17 protein-coding genes and 2 pseudogenes are annotated in these 18,043 nt (G+C 59.5%); 10 read left to right on the top strand and 9 right to left on the bottom strand.

Features of this window, described 5'->3' with window-relative positions:
- The 3 genes and pseudogenes from FN828_RS16740 to FN828_RS21145 form a co-directional block, all read left to right on the top strand.
- A pseudogene (locus tag FN828_RS16740) lies at positions 1-206 on the top strand (hypothetical protein); the annotation flags it as partial.
- 185 nt (positions 207-391) lie between these two features.
- The gene (locus FN828_RS16745; RefSeq protein WP_185959072.1) at positions 392-1,129 is read left to right on the top strand and encodes a MuF-C-terminal domain-containing protein; all 738 of its coding nucleotides are present in this window, start codon (positions 392-394) and stop codon (positions 1,127-1,129) included.
- 203 nt (positions 1,130-1,332) lie between these two features.
- Positions 1,333-1,548, top strand: coding sequence for a hypothetical protein (locus tag FN828_RS21145; RefSeq protein ID WP_408033813.1), 216 nt, complete (start codon positions 1,333-1,335; stop codon positions 1,546-1,548).
- Positions 1,549-1,867: 319 nt separating this feature from the next.
- Here FN828_RS21145 and FN828_RS16750 read toward each other — a convergent pair.
- A pseudogene (locus tag FN828_RS16750) lies at positions 1,868-2,083 on the bottom strand (integrase core domain-containing protein); the annotation flags it as partial.
- A 52-nt stretch (positions 2,084-2,135) separates the two neighbouring features.
- Positions 2,136-2,372, bottom strand: a complete 237-nt coding sequence (locus FN828_RS16755) for a hypothetical protein (RefSeq protein WP_142494568.1) — start codon at positions 2,370-2,372, stop codon at positions 2,136-2,138.
- An 84-nt stretch (positions 2,373-2,456) separates the two neighbouring features.
- Here FN828_RS16755 and FN828_RS20660 point away from each other — a divergent pair, with 84 nt between their 5' ends.
- Positions 2,457-2,621, top strand: coding sequence for a hypothetical protein (locus tag FN828_RS20660; protein WP_185959074.1), 165 nt, complete (start codon positions 2,457-2,459; stop codon positions 2,619-2,621).
- Between the two features lie 144 nt (positions 2,622-2,765).
- Here the strand turns inward: FN828_RS20660 and FN828_RS16760 are convergent, their stop codons facing one another.
- The 6 genes from FN828_RS16760 to FN828_RS16790 all read right to left on the bottom strand — a co-directional run bounded on the left by FN828_RS16760 (position 2,766) and on the right by FN828_RS16790 (position 10,809).
- Entirely contained in the window at positions 2,766-4,271 is a 1,506-nt protein-coding gene (locus FN828_RS16760; protein ID WP_142494569.1) for a YfjI family protein, read from the bottom strand.
- Positions 4,268-5,149 (bottom strand): DUF7146 domain-containing protein, encoded by an 882-nt coding sequence (locus tag FN828_RS16765; RefSeq protein ID WP_142494570.1) that lies wholly within the window; start codon positions 5,147-5,149, stop codon positions 4,268-4,270. Before FN828_RS16765 ends, FN828_RS16760 begins: the two co-directional genes overlap by 4 nt.
- Positions 5,150-5,635: 486 nt before the next feature.
- Complete coding sequence (locus FN828_RS16775; RefSeq protein ID WP_142494572.1) at positions 5,636-6,340, bottom strand: hypothetical protein; 705 nt, start codon at positions 6,338-6,340, stop codon at positions 5,636-5,638.
- Positions 6,341-7,534 carry a tyrosine-type recombinase/integrase gene (locus FN828_RS16780; RefSeq protein WP_142494573.1) on the bottom strand — a complete coding sequence of 398 codons (1,194 nt, stop codon included), beginning with the start codon at positions 7,532-7,534 and terminating at the stop codon, positions 6,341-6,343.
- Between the two features lie 300 nt (positions 7,535-7,834).
- Positions 7,835-8,731 (bottom strand): FAD:protein FMN transferase, encoded by an 897-nt coding sequence (locus FN828_RS16785; protein ID WP_142494574.1) that lies wholly within the window; start codon positions 8,729-8,731, stop codon positions 7,835-7,837.
- Positions 8,728-10,809, bottom strand: coding sequence for a 4Fe-4S binding protein (locus tag FN828_RS16790; RefSeq protein WP_142494575.1), 2,082 nt, complete (start codon positions 10,807-10,809; stop codon positions 8,728-8,730). Before FN828_RS16790 ends, FN828_RS16785 begins: the two co-directional genes overlap by 4 nt.
- A gap of 156 nt (positions 10,810-10,965) precedes the next feature.
- On the opposite strand from FN828_RS16790, the gene pqqA reads away from it, so the two are divergent.
- The 6 genes from pqqA to FN828_RS16820 all read left to right on the top strand — a co-directional run bounded on the left by pqqA (position 10,966) and on the right by FN828_RS16820 (position 15,385).
- Positions 10,966-11,076 (top strand): pyrroloquinoline quinone precursor peptide PqqA, encoded by a 111-nt coding sequence (pqqA, locus tag FN828_RS16795; RefSeq protein WP_142494576.1) that lies wholly within the window; start codon positions 10,966-10,968, stop codon positions 11,074-11,076.
- A gap of 28 nt (positions 11,077-11,104) precedes the next feature.
- Positions 11,105-11,992 (top strand): pyrroloquinoline quinone biosynthesis protein PqqB, encoded by an 888-nt coding sequence (gene pqqB, locus FN828_RS16800; RefSeq protein WP_142494577.1) that lies wholly within the window; start codon positions 11,105-11,107, stop codon positions 11,990-11,992.
- On the top strand, positions 11,989-12,717 hold the full coding sequence (gene pqqC / locus FN828_RS16805) for a pyrroloquinoline-quinone synthase PqqC (RefSeq protein ID WP_142494578.1): 729 nt from the start codon (positions 11,989-11,991) through the stop codon (positions 12,715-12,717). Before pqqB ends, pqqC begins: the two co-directional genes overlap by 4 nt.
- Positions 12,714-13,076, top strand: a complete 363-nt coding sequence (gene pqqD, locus FN828_RS16810; protein WP_142494579.1) for a pyrroloquinoline quinone biosynthesis peptide chaperone PqqD — start codon at positions 12,714-12,716, stop codon at positions 13,074-13,076. The genes pqqC and pqqD overlap by 4 nt, the downstream gene beginning before the upstream one ends.
- The gene (gene pqqE, locus FN828_RS16815; protein WP_142494580.1) at positions 13,073-14,164 is read left to right on the top strand and encodes a pyrroloquinoline quinone biosynthesis protein PqqE; all 1,092 of its coding nucleotides are present in this window, start codon (positions 13,073-13,075) and stop codon (positions 14,162-14,164) included. Before pqqD ends, pqqE begins: the two co-directional genes overlap by 4 nt.
- Positions 14,165-14,257: 93 nt before the next feature.
- On the top strand, positions 14,258-15,385 hold the full coding sequence (locus FN828_RS16820) for a zinc-dependent alcohol dehydrogenase family protein (RefSeq protein WP_142494581.1): 1,128 nt from the start codon (positions 14,258-14,260) through the stop codon (positions 15,383-15,385).
- A 100-nt stretch (positions 15,386-15,485) separates the two neighbouring features.
- Here the strand turns inward: FN828_RS16820 and FN828_RS16825 are convergent, their stop codons facing one another.
- On the bottom strand, positions 15,486-17,918 hold the full coding sequence (locus FN828_RS16825) for a hypothetical protein (RefSeq protein WP_142494582.1): 2,433 nt from the start codon (positions 17,916-17,918) through the stop codon (positions 15,486-15,488).
- Positions 17,919-18,043: the final 125 nt, after the last annotated feature.

Consider the following 18,043-nt stretch of genomic DNA (forward strand, 5'->3'; position numbering starts at 1 on the left):
TCTGGGTCAGCGATTTTACCTATGTGTCCACGTGGCAAGGCTTTGTTTATGTGGCCTTCGTCATCGACACATTCGCTGATCGCATCGTGGGATGGGGCGACTGGTTCAACAACCGCCGCCTGCTTGGGCCCATCGGAAATATCCCGCCAGCCGAAGCCGAAGAGAACTTCTATGCACAACGCGACGTGCTCGATATGGTCGCGTAAAATGAAGCTAAAGGTCTACGGTGAAACCGGGGCGATTCAAACAGCTTTGGGGCGTGAAATACGGTCTGTTCACTGCGGCGGAATGGAAGGCGCTGGTTCGCAAGGCCCGCTCACAGCCTGAACTGCGCACCGCAATCGCGGAACGCTATCCGAACCTGCCAGTTGGCAACCAGTCCGAAGAAATGGTGGCGGAACTCTACCGCAATTCACGTGACGCTTGGGCCGACACAGGGCTTGTCGGCACAGCGTTGCGCAAGATCCAACAGTTTTTCGAGGCGCTGGGCAATGGGTTCAAAGGGCAAGGCTTCCTGTCCGCCGGTCAGGTGATGGAGCGGATCGCAAATGGCACCGTGGGCGGGCGCGGGCCGGATGGTGGCGCTTCTGCAAACCGCGACGCCCGCAGCGAAAGCGAAATGGTGGGCGTCAGCCGCAAGTCATGGCAATCCATGCTGGTGCGTCTACTGCAAGGCGACAAGACACTCAGCCCAGACTTGTTGGTTGGAAAGGTTGGCCCGATCCTATCTGGTATAGGTGTCCCAACGGGCCGCATTTATATGCGGGGATCAAAAATCCAGACAGTCCTGAAGAAACATAAAGACGCGCATGAAGCCATCATGCGCCTCCCAGAGTTGCTTGATGATCCAGAGGTAGTGATCCAGCAAAACCGCCAAGACAGTGACTATCGAATTGTCACATCAGCCCGTACCGCTGCCGGGCATCCCATTATTGCAAACCTCAAGGTAGAAGGAGAGACTTCGCGCGGTCAACCCGGGCGCATCGTTATGACCGTCTATGGCTGGAATGATGCTGAACGCGGTCTTTCAAATGCAATTCGCGCCGGAAAATTGGCATACATGCGTGATGAAAGCGTCGTGCTGCGGCTGCTGGGAAGTAAAGGGGACGCCCCCCTAAACCTCAGCTAAGCCAGCAAGCGCAGCATCGACTACACCGAAATAGTCACCAGATCGGATATTTTCAAGTCCGAGGGGGGTGAGTTCGAAATGCGCGGTCGCACGCCGCGCGAGGGACGCTTCGAGCGCGCCAACATCACGTCCAAATCCACGAAGCAGTTGCTTTCTGACGTGCTGACACAGGCCATGAACGGCAAAAAAACGGGGCCAACCTTCTGGCCTTGGTTCCGGGCCGTGCGCTCATGTCCGAACTTGGTGGCAAAATGCCGTCCATTCGCAATTACCTGCTGCTGAAAGAGCAGATGGATAGCCCCGCGCCTCGCCGGAATGGAAGCACCAGATGCAGGTTCCCCTGCACGCGCAGGGATAAGTTCAAAGGAAATGAACATACTTCCAAGAAAACATGCGCCACAGACCTTAACATTCCTTAACAACCTTATCATTTCATATCATTTTTGATGCTATGCGCGCGTTCCCTCTGGACAACCTTGATTGACCACCCTCTGTGCATCTTTCGGGGCTAAGCCTCCACAAGGCGCTCTCGGGATTCTGATTTCTAGCGGGCATCTTCAGATGCACCTGCCTCACTCCTTCTCAATAGGTGACAACGCGCGAAAAGGTATTGCGAAAGGTTGAGGTTTGCCGCGCCTATTGCGAGCAAAATGGGGGGTAATCTGAGATTGAAGCGGCGGACCAGAATCGAACTGGCGAGGTAATTTCCCCATTTTTAACGGGGTGCATCCGTAGAACTTACGCGGCCATTGCCAGTTTCATTGCGGGTGTGATGCCGCCTATGCCCATGTTGGGGCGGTCGTTGTTTTAAGTCCAGAGCCATTGTGTGGCCTGATCCTGAGCCTCCTCGATGCTTTCGATGATGTATTGGTCCAGCCATTCATGCCTGACCGTGTGGTTGTAGTGCTCGACATAGGCGTTCTGCTGCGGTTTCCCCGGCTGTATGTGGGCCAAGGGGCCGCGAAACGTCAACATTTGTCGACTTTTCACGCCCCCCTTGCGTTTGTCAGGCTATGCCCAGCGCCCTGTTGTTGACGCCACAGCCACAATCTATTGCCGCGCCTCGGGCTTGCTCCTTGGCTTCACTGTAGCTTGCCCCGGACCACAGGACGGCTTCACCTTCGTCCTCGATGAGTGTCATGAAGAAATGACGCTTGCCGATATTGTCAGGCACATGCCGGATACCGTTTACGCCTTTGGTGGTTTCTGCAGTGATGATACCACCCGTCAGTTCAATGCTCATCGCGCCTTTCTCATTCTATCGTCCTTCTCTCTCTGACGTGCTTGGTCGGCCTTCCAACAGGCAACGTGCATCGTCCGGCGGTTTATGTCGGTCACTGCCACCAGCCAATCAGACTTTCCGCAAACTGCGCAAGTCGGTGGCGGCGGGGCGGATGCCTGCGGCTGCGACACCCGCGACATTCGCGACACGGGGGCCGATTTCTGGAAGTTTGTCGCGGGTGTCGCGGGTGTCGCAACGGGGGCTGATTGAGTTTCAGAAAGCCCGGTTGGCGATTTTCTTCCCCCTTCCTGCGGTTGCGATTGTTGCGATTTTGCCCCCGTGGAATCGCGGAAATCGCGGGAATCGCAAGGGGCGGGTGGTGAATTTAGAATGTCCGACAGGGCGGCTTGCACATCAAACAGCATGGGTGGGCCTCACAATCCGATAGGCTTCTTTGCGCTGGGCACCCCGTACCGTTGCACCTTCGGGCAAGGGGACAAGCCAGCCATGCCGCTCAAGCGTGGCAATTGCCTTCTTCGCCTCTTTCGCTTCGCGCAATGAATTGGGCCCCATTCTCAGGATTTCGCGCGGGGTCACATCATCATACCCCCAGCTTTCCAGCAGCCAATGCCGCAGCCGTTCGGCCTTCGCGGTTTCCTCGGATACAAGCCCCGCTTCGGCCAGCCTGCGGGCTTCGGTCAGGTAGTATTGCGCCAGCGTCACGCCCCAGCCCATCGCCTGCGGTGTCACCTGCGGGGCGTCCAGATCGTCCCACAGGGTCAGCACCCCGGCAATTCGTGCGGCCTGTTCTGCGGCTTTGCTGGCATAGGCCCGGACATGTTCCATTGCCCCACCGCCAACCTGTGACACTTCCACAGCCTCATAGAACCGCCACAACAGTTCTTTGGCCTGCGGTGACAAGGGAAGCCGCTGCGGGGCCAATTCCTGCGCACTGTCCCCCGTGGGCATGGGGCTATCAAGGACAGCGGCCAACCGTGCCGTGAAAATGGAAACTTCTGCATCGCTGGTGTGGTTGTGGCCGCGCCTTAATCGCGTCCCGATGGTGCTGGGCGGTTCGGTAATCAGGAACCGGGCCAGAAAGCCTTGTCCTGCTGCCTGCGGGTCAGCCATCAGCGGGCGGGCGGCAATCGGCTGGGCCATCAGGTGCATGGCAAGTCTGCGCCCCGGATAGTCGCTTGCCCCATCGCCCGAACGGATACGGTCCACGGTGTCGCCGTTCCAAAGCTTTGATAGTCCGGCAATGGTTTTCAGCCTGTTATCCGAGTTCATGGCATGGCCCCCGATGAACCCCCCAGCGTCATCATTAAACAGGCCCAGCGCGGGGCGTCCGGCCTGATACAATTTCAAAAGGCCCTCGAAAGTGGGTTCCTGTGCGGTGACATTCGGCAACAGCGGGGCGCGGGGTTCCGGCCCCAAGGCCCTCAGATCGGCTTCGGCATTGGTGGCCTTGGCTTTGTCATTTCCGGCGGCTTCGGTCAGCAAGCGCTTGCGTTTGCCTGTCCAGATTTCCTTTGAGATTTCATATTCCGAAAAGTCATCCCGATAGGTTTGGCCTTGTGCCTTTTCATAGTCACGAACACCCCGCATAAGCAGGCGGTCGCAGGATGATTTCCGTTCGCCACTTTCCGCAATGGTCAGGCAAAACAGGGAACAGGGTGCATCCCCGCCCAAGGTTTCAACATCCGCGAAGGGCTGCACGGCCAAGGACGCCACCGACAGCGCGGATTGTGCTGCGATACCTACCGGGGCCTGCGTTATGTCGTGGACAGCCTCCACCGCGTTCCTGATCGGCCCCAGCGCCTCCACCGGGTAGGGGTCGCCCTGCGGGATTTCGCGCAAGAGCGGCTGGGGGCCTTCGGCCTTAAACGGGACAAGTTCGGGTGTGATGGGCGCGTTCATGTGGTGGCCCCTTTCATCATTAAAATATCGTTCCAGTCGCGCTTATCCGGCGCGGGAAGTGTGCTAACGGTCCAGCCCAGCGCAGCGGCACGGGTGGCAAGAGCGGTTCCAGCGGCGCGGCCTGCGTCCTCCCCATCGGTGGCGATAATCAGCTTGCCGGGACGATCTGGCAGGCGCAGCCCGGACATGCCGGACGTGGACAGCGCCGCCCACGCGGTCACAGGGCCGCGCAGCAGGCCGCACAGTAGCGACAGGGTGGTTTCTATTCCTTCCCCCACTGCAAGGGCGTCTTGGCCCTCACTGAGTCGCACAGCGCCCCCGGCGGTTGCGCCCAGCATGGCCTTATCGGGTTCAATATCCGCCTTGCCGTTACCATCGTGGCGCAGATAGGTGCGGTGAACCGCGAACCGTTCGGCCCCATCTACGCGGGCCAGCATCGCCGGAAAGCGTTGCGCCGTGAGGTGCCATGCTTGGGGATGAAACCGCAGCGTGTCGGCAAGGGCGCAGGTGATACCACGCCCCCGCAGATAGGTTTCTGCGATGGTTCCCTTGATCGGCTGGGCCTCATTCCACAGTGATAGTGCTTGCCGTTCTTTCCGTTCGGCTTGGGCCTTGGCCAGCGCTTCACGCCGGGCAATCACAGCCGGGTCAGGTGGCGTGTAATCCCCAGCCCGGATGCCTGCGGCAGTCAGAATATCCGTGAAGCTGCATCCTGATTTCTTGCAGTTCAGCAGCAAGCGCCCATCCGGGCTATCGGCCAGCGTCAAGGCGTTCTGTGTCTGGCGTCCTTCGGGTTGGCAGATCGGGCAGGGGGCCACGCCATAGCGGCTATGCCACGCTCCCCGCAGGTTCAAGGTGATTTGCTTGGCGTCTGTCATCGACCCGCTCTCCATATTTTTGCGGGTCGCCATTGTTTCGACGTGGTTTGAGCCATTGCTCGGCCTCAATTATTGTGGGCCGGGACGCAAGGTGCTATGTTTGGGCTATCCTACTAACCGTAACAAATACCGCCGCCGCCCCATCCCAAGGGTGGCGGTTTTCTTATGCGGAGTGGCGTGCGGCTTTCGCATTCTCAATAACGGCGAGGATTTCTGATTTCGGCCAGCGAGACAGAGCGCCCAATTTGATTGGTGACGGGACAGTGCCATCCGCCACGCGACGCAGAAAGGTGGGGTAGCTCATGCCAAGATAGTGCGCGGCCTCTTTGCCGGAAAGCAGGGGGTCAAGGGCTGTGTCAGTATTGCGCAGCGGGCGGGTGTTAGAATGTGCCATCAAGGTCAGCCTTTCTGTTTTGACAGTTGATCATGGCTGGCACCTGATGATGGTTCTTGCAAAAAAGCGTCCGTAAAATAAGGGGCCTAATTTCACGGACGAAGGGCGTAGATCAATACTTCGGCAAAATAATTCATGCAGGGAAATTGATCACGCTTTCTCCAAATATTCTCGATGGCGGCATAATCCATAGCCATAATTTCCTTCCCGCATTTGTTCGTCGCCTTTGCCACAACGTCGCATGCACTGGTGTTCGCACCCCCTGGCTTTTTCGCGCGGTTTCGAGTGGGTTTGAATCCCAAATTCGTAAGCCCTTTAATCTGATTTACAATTAGCACGTCACGGGCGATATATTTGTTACGACCGGAGCCTTTCGATTTGGCGGGCTGCTTGACGAGGCCGAAATACTCCTTTCGTTTCCAGTCGTCCAAGGCTTCATATGAGCCTTGTGGGGTTATCATGCACAAAAATCGAAGTACAATAAACGCTGCGTAATCTTGACTTGCCCTGTCGATGACGGTCGCCACTTCTTCTGGTGAAGGGCCTAAGCCACTGAAGTAGCGCGGGAACTCAACGATGGCTTCAGCGAACTCGCTACCTGGTCCGTTTTCGGCCAAGCCAAATGGGGCAAATGATTGTGCCTGTGTCGCAAATACATATGCCACCTTGGAAACGGCTTCGTCAAAGCTGATGGAGCAACCGATATATTTTTTATGCCAATCACGAGTATCGACACGGCTGGGGATCTTTTGAATGAGCGCCCGTAAGACGCTCTTGTCCACTTCTCGCTTATCCATTCAGTTTTTCCCCCACGACCTAACTACTTGCCCAGATTGCCCCGTGATGTATTGCGCCCAGCGTTCATGCAGAACGCGGCGTTGCTCTAAATAATCCGTACGTCTGTAAGCGCGTTCAACGCTGCCCCCGACAGTGTGACCGATAGCGGTTTCCGCTACCTCGAACGGCGTATTCGTGGTATCTGCAGTCCAATCTCGAAATGACGAGCGAAACCCGTGTGGGCGATAGTCTATGCCCTTGTCGGACATGTGCTTGCTCATAGTGGCGTCTGAAATCACGCCCTTACGGGTGCCGGGGAAAAGAAATCCGTTCCGTTCATGAAGCTTGGCCGCTTGCACCACGGCCCGCGCCTCTTGCGAAAGCGGCACCTTGAAATCTGTTGTCATGCCTTTGCGGCCCTTCACCAGATCGGCGGGAATGGTCCAAACGTTTCCCTCGAATTGATCCAGATGGGCGAAACGGATCGGGGCAGAACGAACCCCAGTAAGGATAAGCAACCGCAAGGCAAGCTGAGTTACGGTGCCATCAGTCAATGAGTGATAGAAGGCGGGAACATCAGCCCACGGCATGGCGGGAATGTGTTTTGCCTCATGCCGTTGTTTGCCCAGCAGGGCGCGGGCCTTTTCCGGGGCCTGTAGATCAACATCAAGGCCCAGCGCGGCACCATGCTTCAGACAGAGGCTAAGACGGTTCAGGGCTTTCTTGGCGGTTTCTGCTTTGCTGTGCCAGATTGGGGACAATGTGTCCCGAATGTCGATCTGATCAATATCCGAAACCGGCATTTTGCCCAGCCGGGGTAGAACGTGAAGTTCCAAAGGGCTAAACCAGCGCCCCGCCTTTCCATCGCCTTTCAGTTCAGCTTTGCGGGCTTCGAAAGCGTCAATCGCCACATCGCTCAACATGTGCAGGTTTCGGACGGCCTCACGCTTGGCTTTTTCGCGCTCTTTTATCGGATCCAGCCCGTCTTGTGCGATTGCTCTTGCCCGATCCGCTTTCTTGCGGGCCTCTGACAAGGAAATATCAGGGAAGCCGCCCAGCCCCATTTCCCGGCGCTTGCCGTGAACAGTGACACGGAAAACCCATTTCCCGGATATGCGGTTTGTCTTGTACAGCCACAAGCCTCCGCCATCGGCAAACTTGCCTGCCCCAAGGGACGCCGCGCCCTTCGCACTTAGGCGGTTTCGCGCTCTCATTGTACCAGTCCACCTTTTCCGCCATAAATATAGTCCCCGTTTCAGTCCCCTTATAGATGTAGTATAGGGTGATTTCGCCTGATAGGGCCTGATTTCATATAATGCCTGTTTTAATAGGAAAACAAGTGCGGATGATAATTTCTGATGCTTTCTGATATCTATATCTAGTAAAGTTGTATGCCCTCCACCCGCACCATTTTACGTTTTCAAAAGCTGAACCCTTGGAATGAGTATTTGGGATCAGAAAGAAGCAGCAGATCGTCTGTACTGACCGGGGGCTGCTGTCGGGGTTTTGAGACATTAAATTTGCAAAAGCGTACCGCTATCCGTGGCCAGCAAGGCAGAGGTCTGGGGATGGTGGGGCAGGGTGGCCCTGATGTTCTGCGGGGACATAAGGCAAAATGCGGTGGATAGTGCGTCAGCCAGTCCAGCGTGCGGTGCTGTCACCGTGACCGAGGACCAATCTGTGTTGTTTTCGCTGTCTTGTGGATTCAAGATATGGGGGTGGCCGCGCAACAGGGTGGCGGCGGGGGCGCTGGTGGCGATGGCGCGGTTTTGCAAGATTTGCGTATGGACCTGTCCATGCCGGGGGTCTGTCACCCCCATACGAAAGGGGCCGCCGATGGCGGCAAATTCGCCGATATTGACCAGCACCCGTGTCAGCCCCAGCCCGCGCAGGCGGGTTGCGATACGATCAGTCACAAAGCCCTGTGCAATGCCGTTCAGCGTGAGCGATTGACCGGGTGCCAGACGGATCTGGGTGTCGGTTACGCGTACACGGTTCCAGCCTATCAGATGGCGGACCGTGGCGGGGTCTGCGCCGCTTGCCAAGGCCTGCCACAGGGGCTGAACCGTTGGATCAAATGCGCCGCTCGTGGTGGTGTGGACTGCGTCAACCTGCCGAAGCAGGGCGACAAAATCCGGGTCCGGGTGATCCAATCGCCCGGTTGCATTCAATTGCGAGAGGGCCGATCCGGGTTTGTAGAGGCTGAACTGCGCTTCGGCCCGGATAAGTTCCTGTTGCACAATGGCAATGGCCTGATGGGCCAGCGGTGCAGGGGCGTGCAGGGTCAACGTTGCGTCTGCCCCCAATGCTGTGCCCTGCCAGCGGATCGGTTCGGCCCTAGCGGGCAGCGCCAATGCAGCGGCGGAGATTACCAGAAAGCGGCGGCGGGTCAGGGTGGGGCGCGGGGTCATTCGGCGGCTTTCAATCTGTCGGCCTTCCGCGTGGCCAATATCAGCGGGACGCAGCGGGTTTGGTCATCATGGATGGAAACGCAATCAAGGCATTGAAAGCATTCTGAATAATCTATGTCGCCCTTGGGGGTGATGGCCTGATAACGGCATTTGACCCGGCATAGTTGGCAGGGAGAGCCACAGGCGTCGCGGCGGGCAATCCAGTCGCGGCCCCGCAACAGCCCGCCCAATGCCATCACGGCCCCCAGTGGGCAGACATAACGGCAGAAGCCTTTGAATAGCACCATAGACAGCAGTAGCAGCCCCGCCGCATAGGCGACATAATACCAGTCGCGTATGAAATAGGTGGTGATGGCGGTTTTGAACGGCTCCACCTCGGCCACGGTATCGACATGGTCGGGGGCGATGATCACGACTCCGATCATGCCCGCCAGAACCAGATATTTCAGGCGTTTCAGCCGCGCATCCCAGCGGGCGGGCAGGGTATATTGCGGCAGGTGCAGCAGGCGGCCCAGATGATGCGCAAATTCCTGCATCGCGCCGAACGGACACAGCCACCCGCAAAATAATCCGCGCCCCCACAGGATGAAACCCAACAGTGTGACGCCCCAGATCAACAGGGAAAACGGATCATACAGCAGGAACCCGAAGCTGCCGCCCTCGATCCCGGTGCGCAGGACGCCCAGCACGGTCACGATGGACAATTGCCCCTGACCCCACCAACCGACAAAGCCAATGACCCCTGCCAGAATGGTCAGCCGCAGCGGTGTCAGCACCCGGCGCGTGGCCATCCCGCTTTGCCGCCAGAACAAGCCCGCCAGAAGTAGCACCAGAAAGCCGGACAACAAGAGCAGATCGGTGGCACGGTTGCGCAGTGCTTCTTGCCACGGGGGGATGGTGCGGGGGGCTTCGGGGCGGGTGTAGAACCGGCTTGGGCCGGTATGCGGCACATCAAGCGTGACGCTGCCGGTTTCTGGCTGAAACATCCCATGTTCGCGTAGCGCGCTGACATGCAGCACCCACGGGCTGGCCGGGTCAAAACCCAGCCGCCGGTCCGTGCGCAGGATCAGGGCGCGGCCATCCAGCAGCGGATCGGGCAGGTCGTCGCGCAGTTCAATCAACAGATCGGAATCGCGCAGCGCCACAGGAAACCCGCCTTGTTCCGCGCTGATCAGATCGGGGGCGGTGTTGCGCACGAAATCCGGGCCGACCAGTCCATGCCGGGCGGTTTCGATCAGCAGGATCGGTTCGTCATAGGGGGAAATGGTCAGGAACGCCTGTAACTCCTTTATCCCCGCGGCGCTGAGTACCGCCTGCGCGACGGACGGCGGGCCAATATCCACCACCCACAGATCCAGATAGGGGGCGTCCGGGTCATCCTTGGCCTCGGGGTCGTCATCTTCCCACAGGGTTCCGGCGAACAGCGCGTCAATGTCATGGTTGCTGATGCGTTTGTGAGTCACGATCCCCTGTGCCACCAGATCATTCCACGTCAGGGTTTCCTGCACGGATGGGTCTGGATAGGCCGGTGGCTCCAGCGACAGCCCTTCCATTTTTTCGCGGGCCACGGCCAGCGCCGCCCCCATGATGGATTCATGCGCGATCCGCACGCTGGCGGTGGCCTTCGTGACTCCATCCAGATAAACCAGCGACGATCCCTGACCCGCCCCGCCATAGGGCGTTCCCACCACGATGGACGAGGCGATGGACAATCCCCGGTATTGTTCCAGAAACTGATTTAACGGCGCTTCGCCCAGACCGGACACAAAAATTGGTTCGTTATGTTCGATCAGCCGCACATCCAGAAACGTGCCTTCCAGATCTAGTGTGACCAGTATGTTGATGGGAGCGCCGGAAAATCCGGGAAGCGGGGCCAGCGGTTCGGTTTCAAACACATATCCGGCTTCGGCCCCGCCGGAATTCAGCAGGCTATAGACGCCCTTGTCGTTCAACGGTTCACCCAGCGAAAACGGCGGCGTGATGAACTGTGCCAGCTTTTCGGACGGCAGGGGGCTGGCTGTTGCCAGCAGGGGCCACAGGGGCAGGATCAGAAAAAGGGACAGGATACGGTGACGCATGGCGGCAGGCTATGAACCGGCCCGCGCCACGCCTATGCGACATTGGTCTTAGCCGTGGTCGTAAGCGCGGGTCTTACGACCAAAGCAGCATTTCGTGCCGGGGGCTGCCGGGGCTAGGCTGAAACCACATATTCCCAGCCAGAGGAGGAGAAGACGATGGCCTGGACTGCCCCCAAGATGAAAGAAATAAACTGCGGCATGGAAATCAACATGTACGCCCCGTCGCAGGACGAAGGTGGCCGCGGCCACGAGCCGGACCTGTTCTGAACCCAAACCGACAGCGGAGGCCAGAGCCATGAAATTTCTTGTTCTGGGGGCCGCTGCCGGTGGTGGACTGCCGCAATGGAATTGCGGTTGTGCCAATTGTAACGATGCCCGCGCGGGTCGGATACCGCCCGCCGGGCAGTCATCGCTGGCGGTGTCGGTGGATGGGGCGAAATGGGCGATCCTGAATGCCTCGCCGGATATTCGCCAGCAGATGCAGGCCAGCCCGCAAATGCACCCCACGGCCCTGCGGGATACGCCCGTGGGGGCGGTTTTGCTGACCAATGGCGATATTGACCATATCGCCGGGTTGCTGTCCCTGCGCGAACAGACGGCCTTTGATCTGTATGCCACGGGCGAAATTCTGGATGTTCTGGCGCAAAACCGCATTTTCGATGCGGTCAGCCGGGATAAGGTTTCCCGCGTTTCGGTGGCTTTGGATCAGCCGTTTGATGTGTTACCGGGACTGTTGGCAACCCTGTTCGCGGTTCCCGGTAAGGTGCCTTTGTTCATGGAAGGCGCGCAGGTTCAGACCGATCTGGAAGGCGAACAAACCGTGGGCGTGCGGCTGTCTGATGGTCATCGCGTCGCCTATTACATTCCCGGTTGTGCGGTTGTGACCGATGCGTTGTTGGATCGGATATCAGATGCCGATCAGGTGTTTTTCGACGGGACGCTATGGGATGACGACGAAATGATCCGCACCGGCACCGGGGGCAAAACCGGGCGGCGGATGGGGCATATCCCGATCAGCGGGCCGGACGGGTCCATTGCGCGGCTGTCGGGGCTGCAAGCGGCGAAAACCTTTATTCATATCAATAACACAAATCCCATCTGGCAACCGGACAGCCCTGAACGGGCGCATGTCATCGGGAACGGCTGGCAGATCGCGGGCGACGGTCAGGAGACAGAAATATGAGCCGCGAAAGCCTTGAAGCCCGCCTGCGTGCCATCGGTGCGGAACGCTATCACGATAAACACCCGTTTCATCATCGTTTGCATGGCGGTGATTGTACCCCCGATCAGGTGCGTGCGTGGGTGATCAATCGCTGGGCCTATCAGGCAGCGATCCCGATGAAAGACGCGGCGTTCATGTCGCGGGTTTATGATCCGGCAATCCGCCGTGAATGGCGATCCCGGATCGAAGACCACGATGGCGGCATTGCCGAAGGTGGCGGTATTCGCCGCTGGCTGAAACTGGCCGAGGCAGTGGGGCTGGACCCTGATTATGTGGCCTCTGGGCGCGGGGTGTTGCCCGCCACGCAATTCGCGGTGGATGCTTATATCCGCTATGTGCGGGACATGCCGCTGTTGCAGGCGGTGGCCTCGTCCCTGACGGAACTGTTCGCGCCGAAAATCCATGAACGCCGGATCGAGGGGTTATTGGCGCATTACGAATTCGCCAATCCTGAATCGCTGTCCTATTTCCGTAAACGCCTGACCGAAGCCCCAAAAGACGTGGCCTATGGGCTGGACTGGGTGCTGACCCATGCGGATACCCCGGAAAAAGAGGATATGGCCTGCGAGGCGCTGATTTTCAAAACCAACGTTCTGTGGGCGCAACTGGATGCGCTGTGGGGGGCGTATGTGGAACCAGACCGCATTCCCCCCGGCGCATGGCGACCGGGCGAGGGGCTGATATGACATCGCATTCCGCAACGACAGGGGCCAAAGATACGGCCCCTCGGGGTGCCGCCCCCTCTGGCACCCCCGTTCCCGACCTGCGCCTTGGGCCGCAGGACCGCCCGTTCCTCCCGCGGGGCGTGCGGCTGGCGCAGGATCGGGTGCGTGGTCAAACCGTGCTGCTGGCCCCGGAAAAGGCGGTGGCGCTGGACACGGTGGGGGTGGCGATCCTGTCGCGGGTCAATGGCGTGGATAGTGTACAGGACATCGTGGCCGATCTGGCCACCACCTATAACGCCCCGCCCGCACAGATCATGGAGGATGTGCAACGCTTCCTGATGGCGCTGCGGGCGCGGGTATTCGTGGGGGTGCAGGTATGACGGCCCCCCACACCCCGCCGCCGATTGCGATGCTGGCGGAACTGACCCACCGCTGCCCGCTGGCCTGTCCCTATTGTTCCAACCCGCTGGAACTGTTGAGCAAAGACGCCGAACTGGACACTGCGACATGGGCGGATGCCTTTCGTCAGGCGGCTGATCTGGGGGTGTTGCAATTGCATCTGTCGGGGGGGGAACCGGCCTCGCGCCCTGATCTGGTAGAGCTGACGCAGGCGGCCCATGATGCGGGGCTATATACCAACCTGATCACCAGCGGCATTGGGATAACGCCAAAACGGCTGGATGCGCTGGAACTGGCGGGGCTGGATCATATCCAATTGTCGCTTCAGGGAACCACGCCGGATCTGGCGGATTGGATCGGCGGCTATAAGGGCGGGTTTCAGCGCAAGCTGACCGTCGCGCAAGAAATCGCGCAACGGGGGATTCCGCTGACGCTGAATGCTGTGATGCACCGCCATAATCTGAACGATCTGGACCGCACGATTGATATGGCGGTGGAACTGGGCGCGCGCCGGTTAGAAGTGGCCTGTGTGCAATTCCACGGCTGGGCCACGCGCAACCGGGCGGCGCTGTTGCCCACACGCGAACAGACCGAAGCGACCAAGCAAAAGGTGGCCGATGCGGCCCGGCGCTTGCGGGGGGTGATGGCCTTTGATTTCGTGCCACCGGATTATTACGCGGATTACCCAAAGGCATGTATGGGCGGCTGGGGCAGTGCGGGGCTGAATATTGCGCCCGATGGAACGGTGCTGCCCTGTCATTCCGCCCAGATGATCCCGCATCTTACGTTTGAAAAGATCACCGATAAACCGCTGTCAGACATCTGGTACAACAGTGCGGCCTTTAACGCCTATCGCGGGACGGATTGGATGCCGGACACCTGCAAATCCTGCGACCGTAAAGAGATTGATTTTGGCGGCTGCCGGTGTCAGGCGTTGATGATTGCGGGGGATGCTGCGGCGACCGATCCGGTATGTGGAAAATCCCCCCAACACGCACGGGTGCAGCAGATGTTGGCCGATGCCATGGCGGCACCGGAAACCGAATTTACCTATCGCCGGATGGGCTAGGGGCTTTGCCTCAATCATTATTTTTCCAAAACCCGGCAGACAGCGCCCAAAATTTGTGTACCCTGCGCCCAAGAGTAAGGGAGGAGCAGACTCATGAAAATCAAGGCCGCCGTTCTGGAAGAAATCGGTCGTCCCGGCCCCTATGCCGAAACAAGGCCGCTGACGGTGCAGGAAATCGACCTTGCCCCACCGCAAGAGGGCGAGGTTCTGGTGCGCATCGTCGCCGCCGGTCTGTGCCATTCGGACCTGTCGGTGATCAATGGCGACCGGCCCCGGCAGGTGCCGATGGTGCTGGGCCATGAAAGCGCCGGGATCGTGGAACAGGTGGGGCCGGGCGTGACCCGCTTTGCCCCCGGTGATCACGTTGTTTCGGTGTTCGTGCCAAGCTGCGGGTATTGTGGGCCGTGCCAGCAGGGCCGCCCGGCGCTGTGTGAACCCGGTGCTGCTGCGAATAACAAGGGCGAAATGTTCGGCGGCGGGTCGCGGCTGTCGCGCGATGGGCAGATGGTGTATCACGCGCTTGGCGTGGCCTGTTTCGCGGAAAAAGCGGTGATTTCGCAAAATTCTCTGGTCAAGATCGACAAGGATTTGCCGCTGGATATTGCTGCGCTGATGGGCTGCGCGGTGCTGACGGGCGCGGGCGCGGTGTTCAATACCGGCGACGTGACCCCCGGCACCACCACCGCCATTGTGGGTCTGGGCGGTGTGGGCCTGTCGGCGGTCATGGCCGCCTATGCCGCAGGTGCGGATAAGGTGATCGCGGTGGATATTCTGCCCGATAAGCTGAAAGCGGCACGCGATATGGGCGCGACCCATGTTATTGACTCCTCGCAACCCGATGCGCTGGATCAATTGCGCGACCTGACCGGGGGCGGTGTGGACGCGGCGCTGGATTTCACTGGCAACGTTCATGCGCTTGGCTTTGCCTACCGTGCCACACGGCGCGGCGGCACAACTGTCACCGCAGGATTGCCGCACCCTGATGCCAAACTGGAACTGCCCGCCGTCACCCTGACCGCCGAGGAACGCACGCTGAAAGGCAGCTATCTGGGATCGGGCGTTCCCAGCCGCGATATTCCCCGGTTCCTAGCGCTACACGCGCAGGGGCGTCTGCCGGTGGATAAACTGATGACCCATAAAATCCGGCTAGAGGACATCAACGAAGGGTTCGATCGCCTTCACGCCGGACAGGCCATCCGGCAAGTGATTGATTTCACGTAATCCTTGCGCGCTGCGCAGTCCCCTAGCCGCAGGTCGGGGGCTGCGTTCGCAGATATGAGGGAAGATCGAGTGAGTTTCCGCGCCGGGTGGGGGGAACCTGTCAGCCGCGCGGCATTTTCAGAACGACAGCGCGGCCATTTTTCACATAGCGCAGTTCGGTTTCGCTGATGGCCGCGACTTTGCCGCCGTCAATCCGGTCGCCCACCTGCACCTTTTTGTAGCGCCCGTTGGACAGCCGGATCAGGGCGCGCCGATCCGATGGTTTTCCATAAACACCGATTAGATTAACCTGCCGTAAATTCAGCGCATTTTTTACAGTTGCTTGTCGTGCGACCGACGCTGACGACGGGATGCTGGGCGCAACAGATGCGGTTTGGACGGTCCCTTCGTCATCGTCCGTTTCATGCGCTTCGGCCTTGGCCACGATCTTATCAAAGCCCGAGGGGCGTTGCCGGGGCTTCAGGGATTGCAGCACGGCCAAGTCGGTTCCTGCCGTATCCTCTTGCTGGGCTTGTTCCACCGCAGCGGCTACGGCCTGTTGCACCGCTTGCTGGTTGATCGCGTCAGGCCGCAGGCGCGGGCGCAACCCAGCCAATTCCGTGCGTGTCCGACCGCCAAGTTGATTACGCTCGGTCTTTTCCTGCAAATTTTCGGGACGCGCTTTGGGACGTTTCCCTGACAGCCGCGCTTGTTCTGCCGCGTCCTGCGCTGTTTCTGCGCGGTTTGGCATGGTGGGGGGCAACAGTGGCGGCTTGCCCGCATAGATCAGCACGCCATCGGGGCTTAATGCGCCTTCGGGGGTGGCTTTGACCAACCCGCGCTGATCCATGTCGAAATTCGTTCCCGCCGCCGCCGGGTTCTGCGCCCGCCCCGGAGCAGGGTCGTTCTGCGCACTCAGATCAGGCAGGGCCACGGCGTCGGTGCCGTGAATGGTTGGGTCAATCGACGCCTGATAGGCATCCGCCACACCGCTGGCATCGGGAACGCCAGGCTGATCGGGGGCCGTTTGCCAAATCCCGGTGGTGATATAGCGCTGTTCTGCTTCTTCCGGGGTCAGGGTGTGCGGGGTATCAGGCAGGGCGACGGTTTCCGTCGGTTCCGGGGCATTCGGCCCTTCGGTTACGTCGCCCGCAGCCTCGGCATCCTGCGCTTCGGCGATTTCCTCGGGGGTGGCGTCGCCGGGTTGTTCTGTTGGGGTGTCAGGTAGGGCCGAGACCTGAACCTCGGGGGTGTCGGTGCCAAATAGCCCGGCCAGCCCATCTTCGCTTATGAAGGTGGCCCAAACCGCCATGATCGCCAGAAACGCCAGCAGGATCGCCGTCAGAACCAGCCCCAGATGCTTGGGTTTGCCACCAATAGCGGCGGCAGTTTTGTCGGTGCTGCGCATTCCGAACATGGTCATGCGCTGGGTTTCAGATTGCGGCTTATCCGTTTCGTCCGGAGAGGCGGCTGTCTGGACCGGCCCCTGCTTCGAGGACGTTTTGGTCTTTGGTTTGCTGGCCTCTTTCCCGTCCCGTTTGAGGGCCGCAGCCAACGCACCGGGGGCGGTGGTTTTGCCAGCCGGAACCGGGGCGATTGGCGGGGCTGTCGCTACGGGGGTGTCCGGTGTCACTACGGGAACGGACGGGTCCGTGATCGTATCCAGCCCGGTCTGTGGTGTCGGGGCGGGTTTGGCCGCTGGGGGGGCGGTTCGATTGGCGCGCACGCTGGAAAAGGCTGGCGCAGGTGCGGGGTTCGTTTCCGGGGCGGCAACTGGTGGCGGGGTTTCCTGCGCGGGGGGCATCGCCGCCGCGTCGATTTCCGCAGCTAAAGCGGCAGCATCTTCATCTTCGGATGGGTTTTCCGGGGCCTCATCCGGCAAAGGCGACGCAGGGGGCACCTCATCCGCTGCTGTTTCGGGGTGCGGCTGTGCTTTCGGTTCTGGCGCTGGAATTGGTTCCGGCGCAGGGTCCTGTTCCAATTCTGGTTCAGGTTCGGGCAGGTCGGCCATGCCGATGATATGGATCGGCTGCAAATCCCGCATGACGCTGTCGGTTTTCGATAATGTGTCACGCGCCCATTTCGCCACGCCGAAAAACGGTTCACCGGCGAAATCGCTTTGGTCGGGCAGGGCGACGAAACTGACAGGGTTGAACCCATGTTCAACGGCGAAGTTTTCGGCTTCGTCCAGCGTGTCGCGGGCTACGGCTGCGATGAATAGCTGGCCGTCATCCATCGCCCAGTCAAAGGTCAGCTCGTGCAGATCATAGGGCGTGGCCCCGCGCAAAGCGTGGCTTGCGTCGTCCTCGGCGTCTTCTTCGGTCTTCGCGGTGGATGCGATGGTCAGGTATTTGATTTGTTCATTGGGAATCACCAGCTTGCAACGAAGCGGTGCGTCGTCCAGTCGTTCGGCCTTGCTGCGCAAGTCGGTCAGATTGGCGGTCAAATCTTCGGAATCAAAGACAGCATCCCCAACCAACAACCAGCCAGACGGTGCGCGTTGCAGCAGCCGGATGCCTTCGGAGGACAGTGTCAGGGCAAAATTTGGTTTCATTACACTGGCAATACCATTCTCACCGGACCAACGGGAGTCCGGTTTCAGTCCCGGCGCAGACTATAGCAGCTTCCCGCCGAGGAAAAGAAAAACAAAGATGTGACTGTTGTCGCAGGAAAAAACAT

This window comes from Thalassovita litoralis, from assembly GCF_900182725.1.
GTDB classification, from domain to species: domain Bacteria; phylum Pseudomonadota; class Alphaproteobacteria; order Rhodobacterales; family Rhodobacteraceae; genus Thalassobius; species Thalassobius litoralis.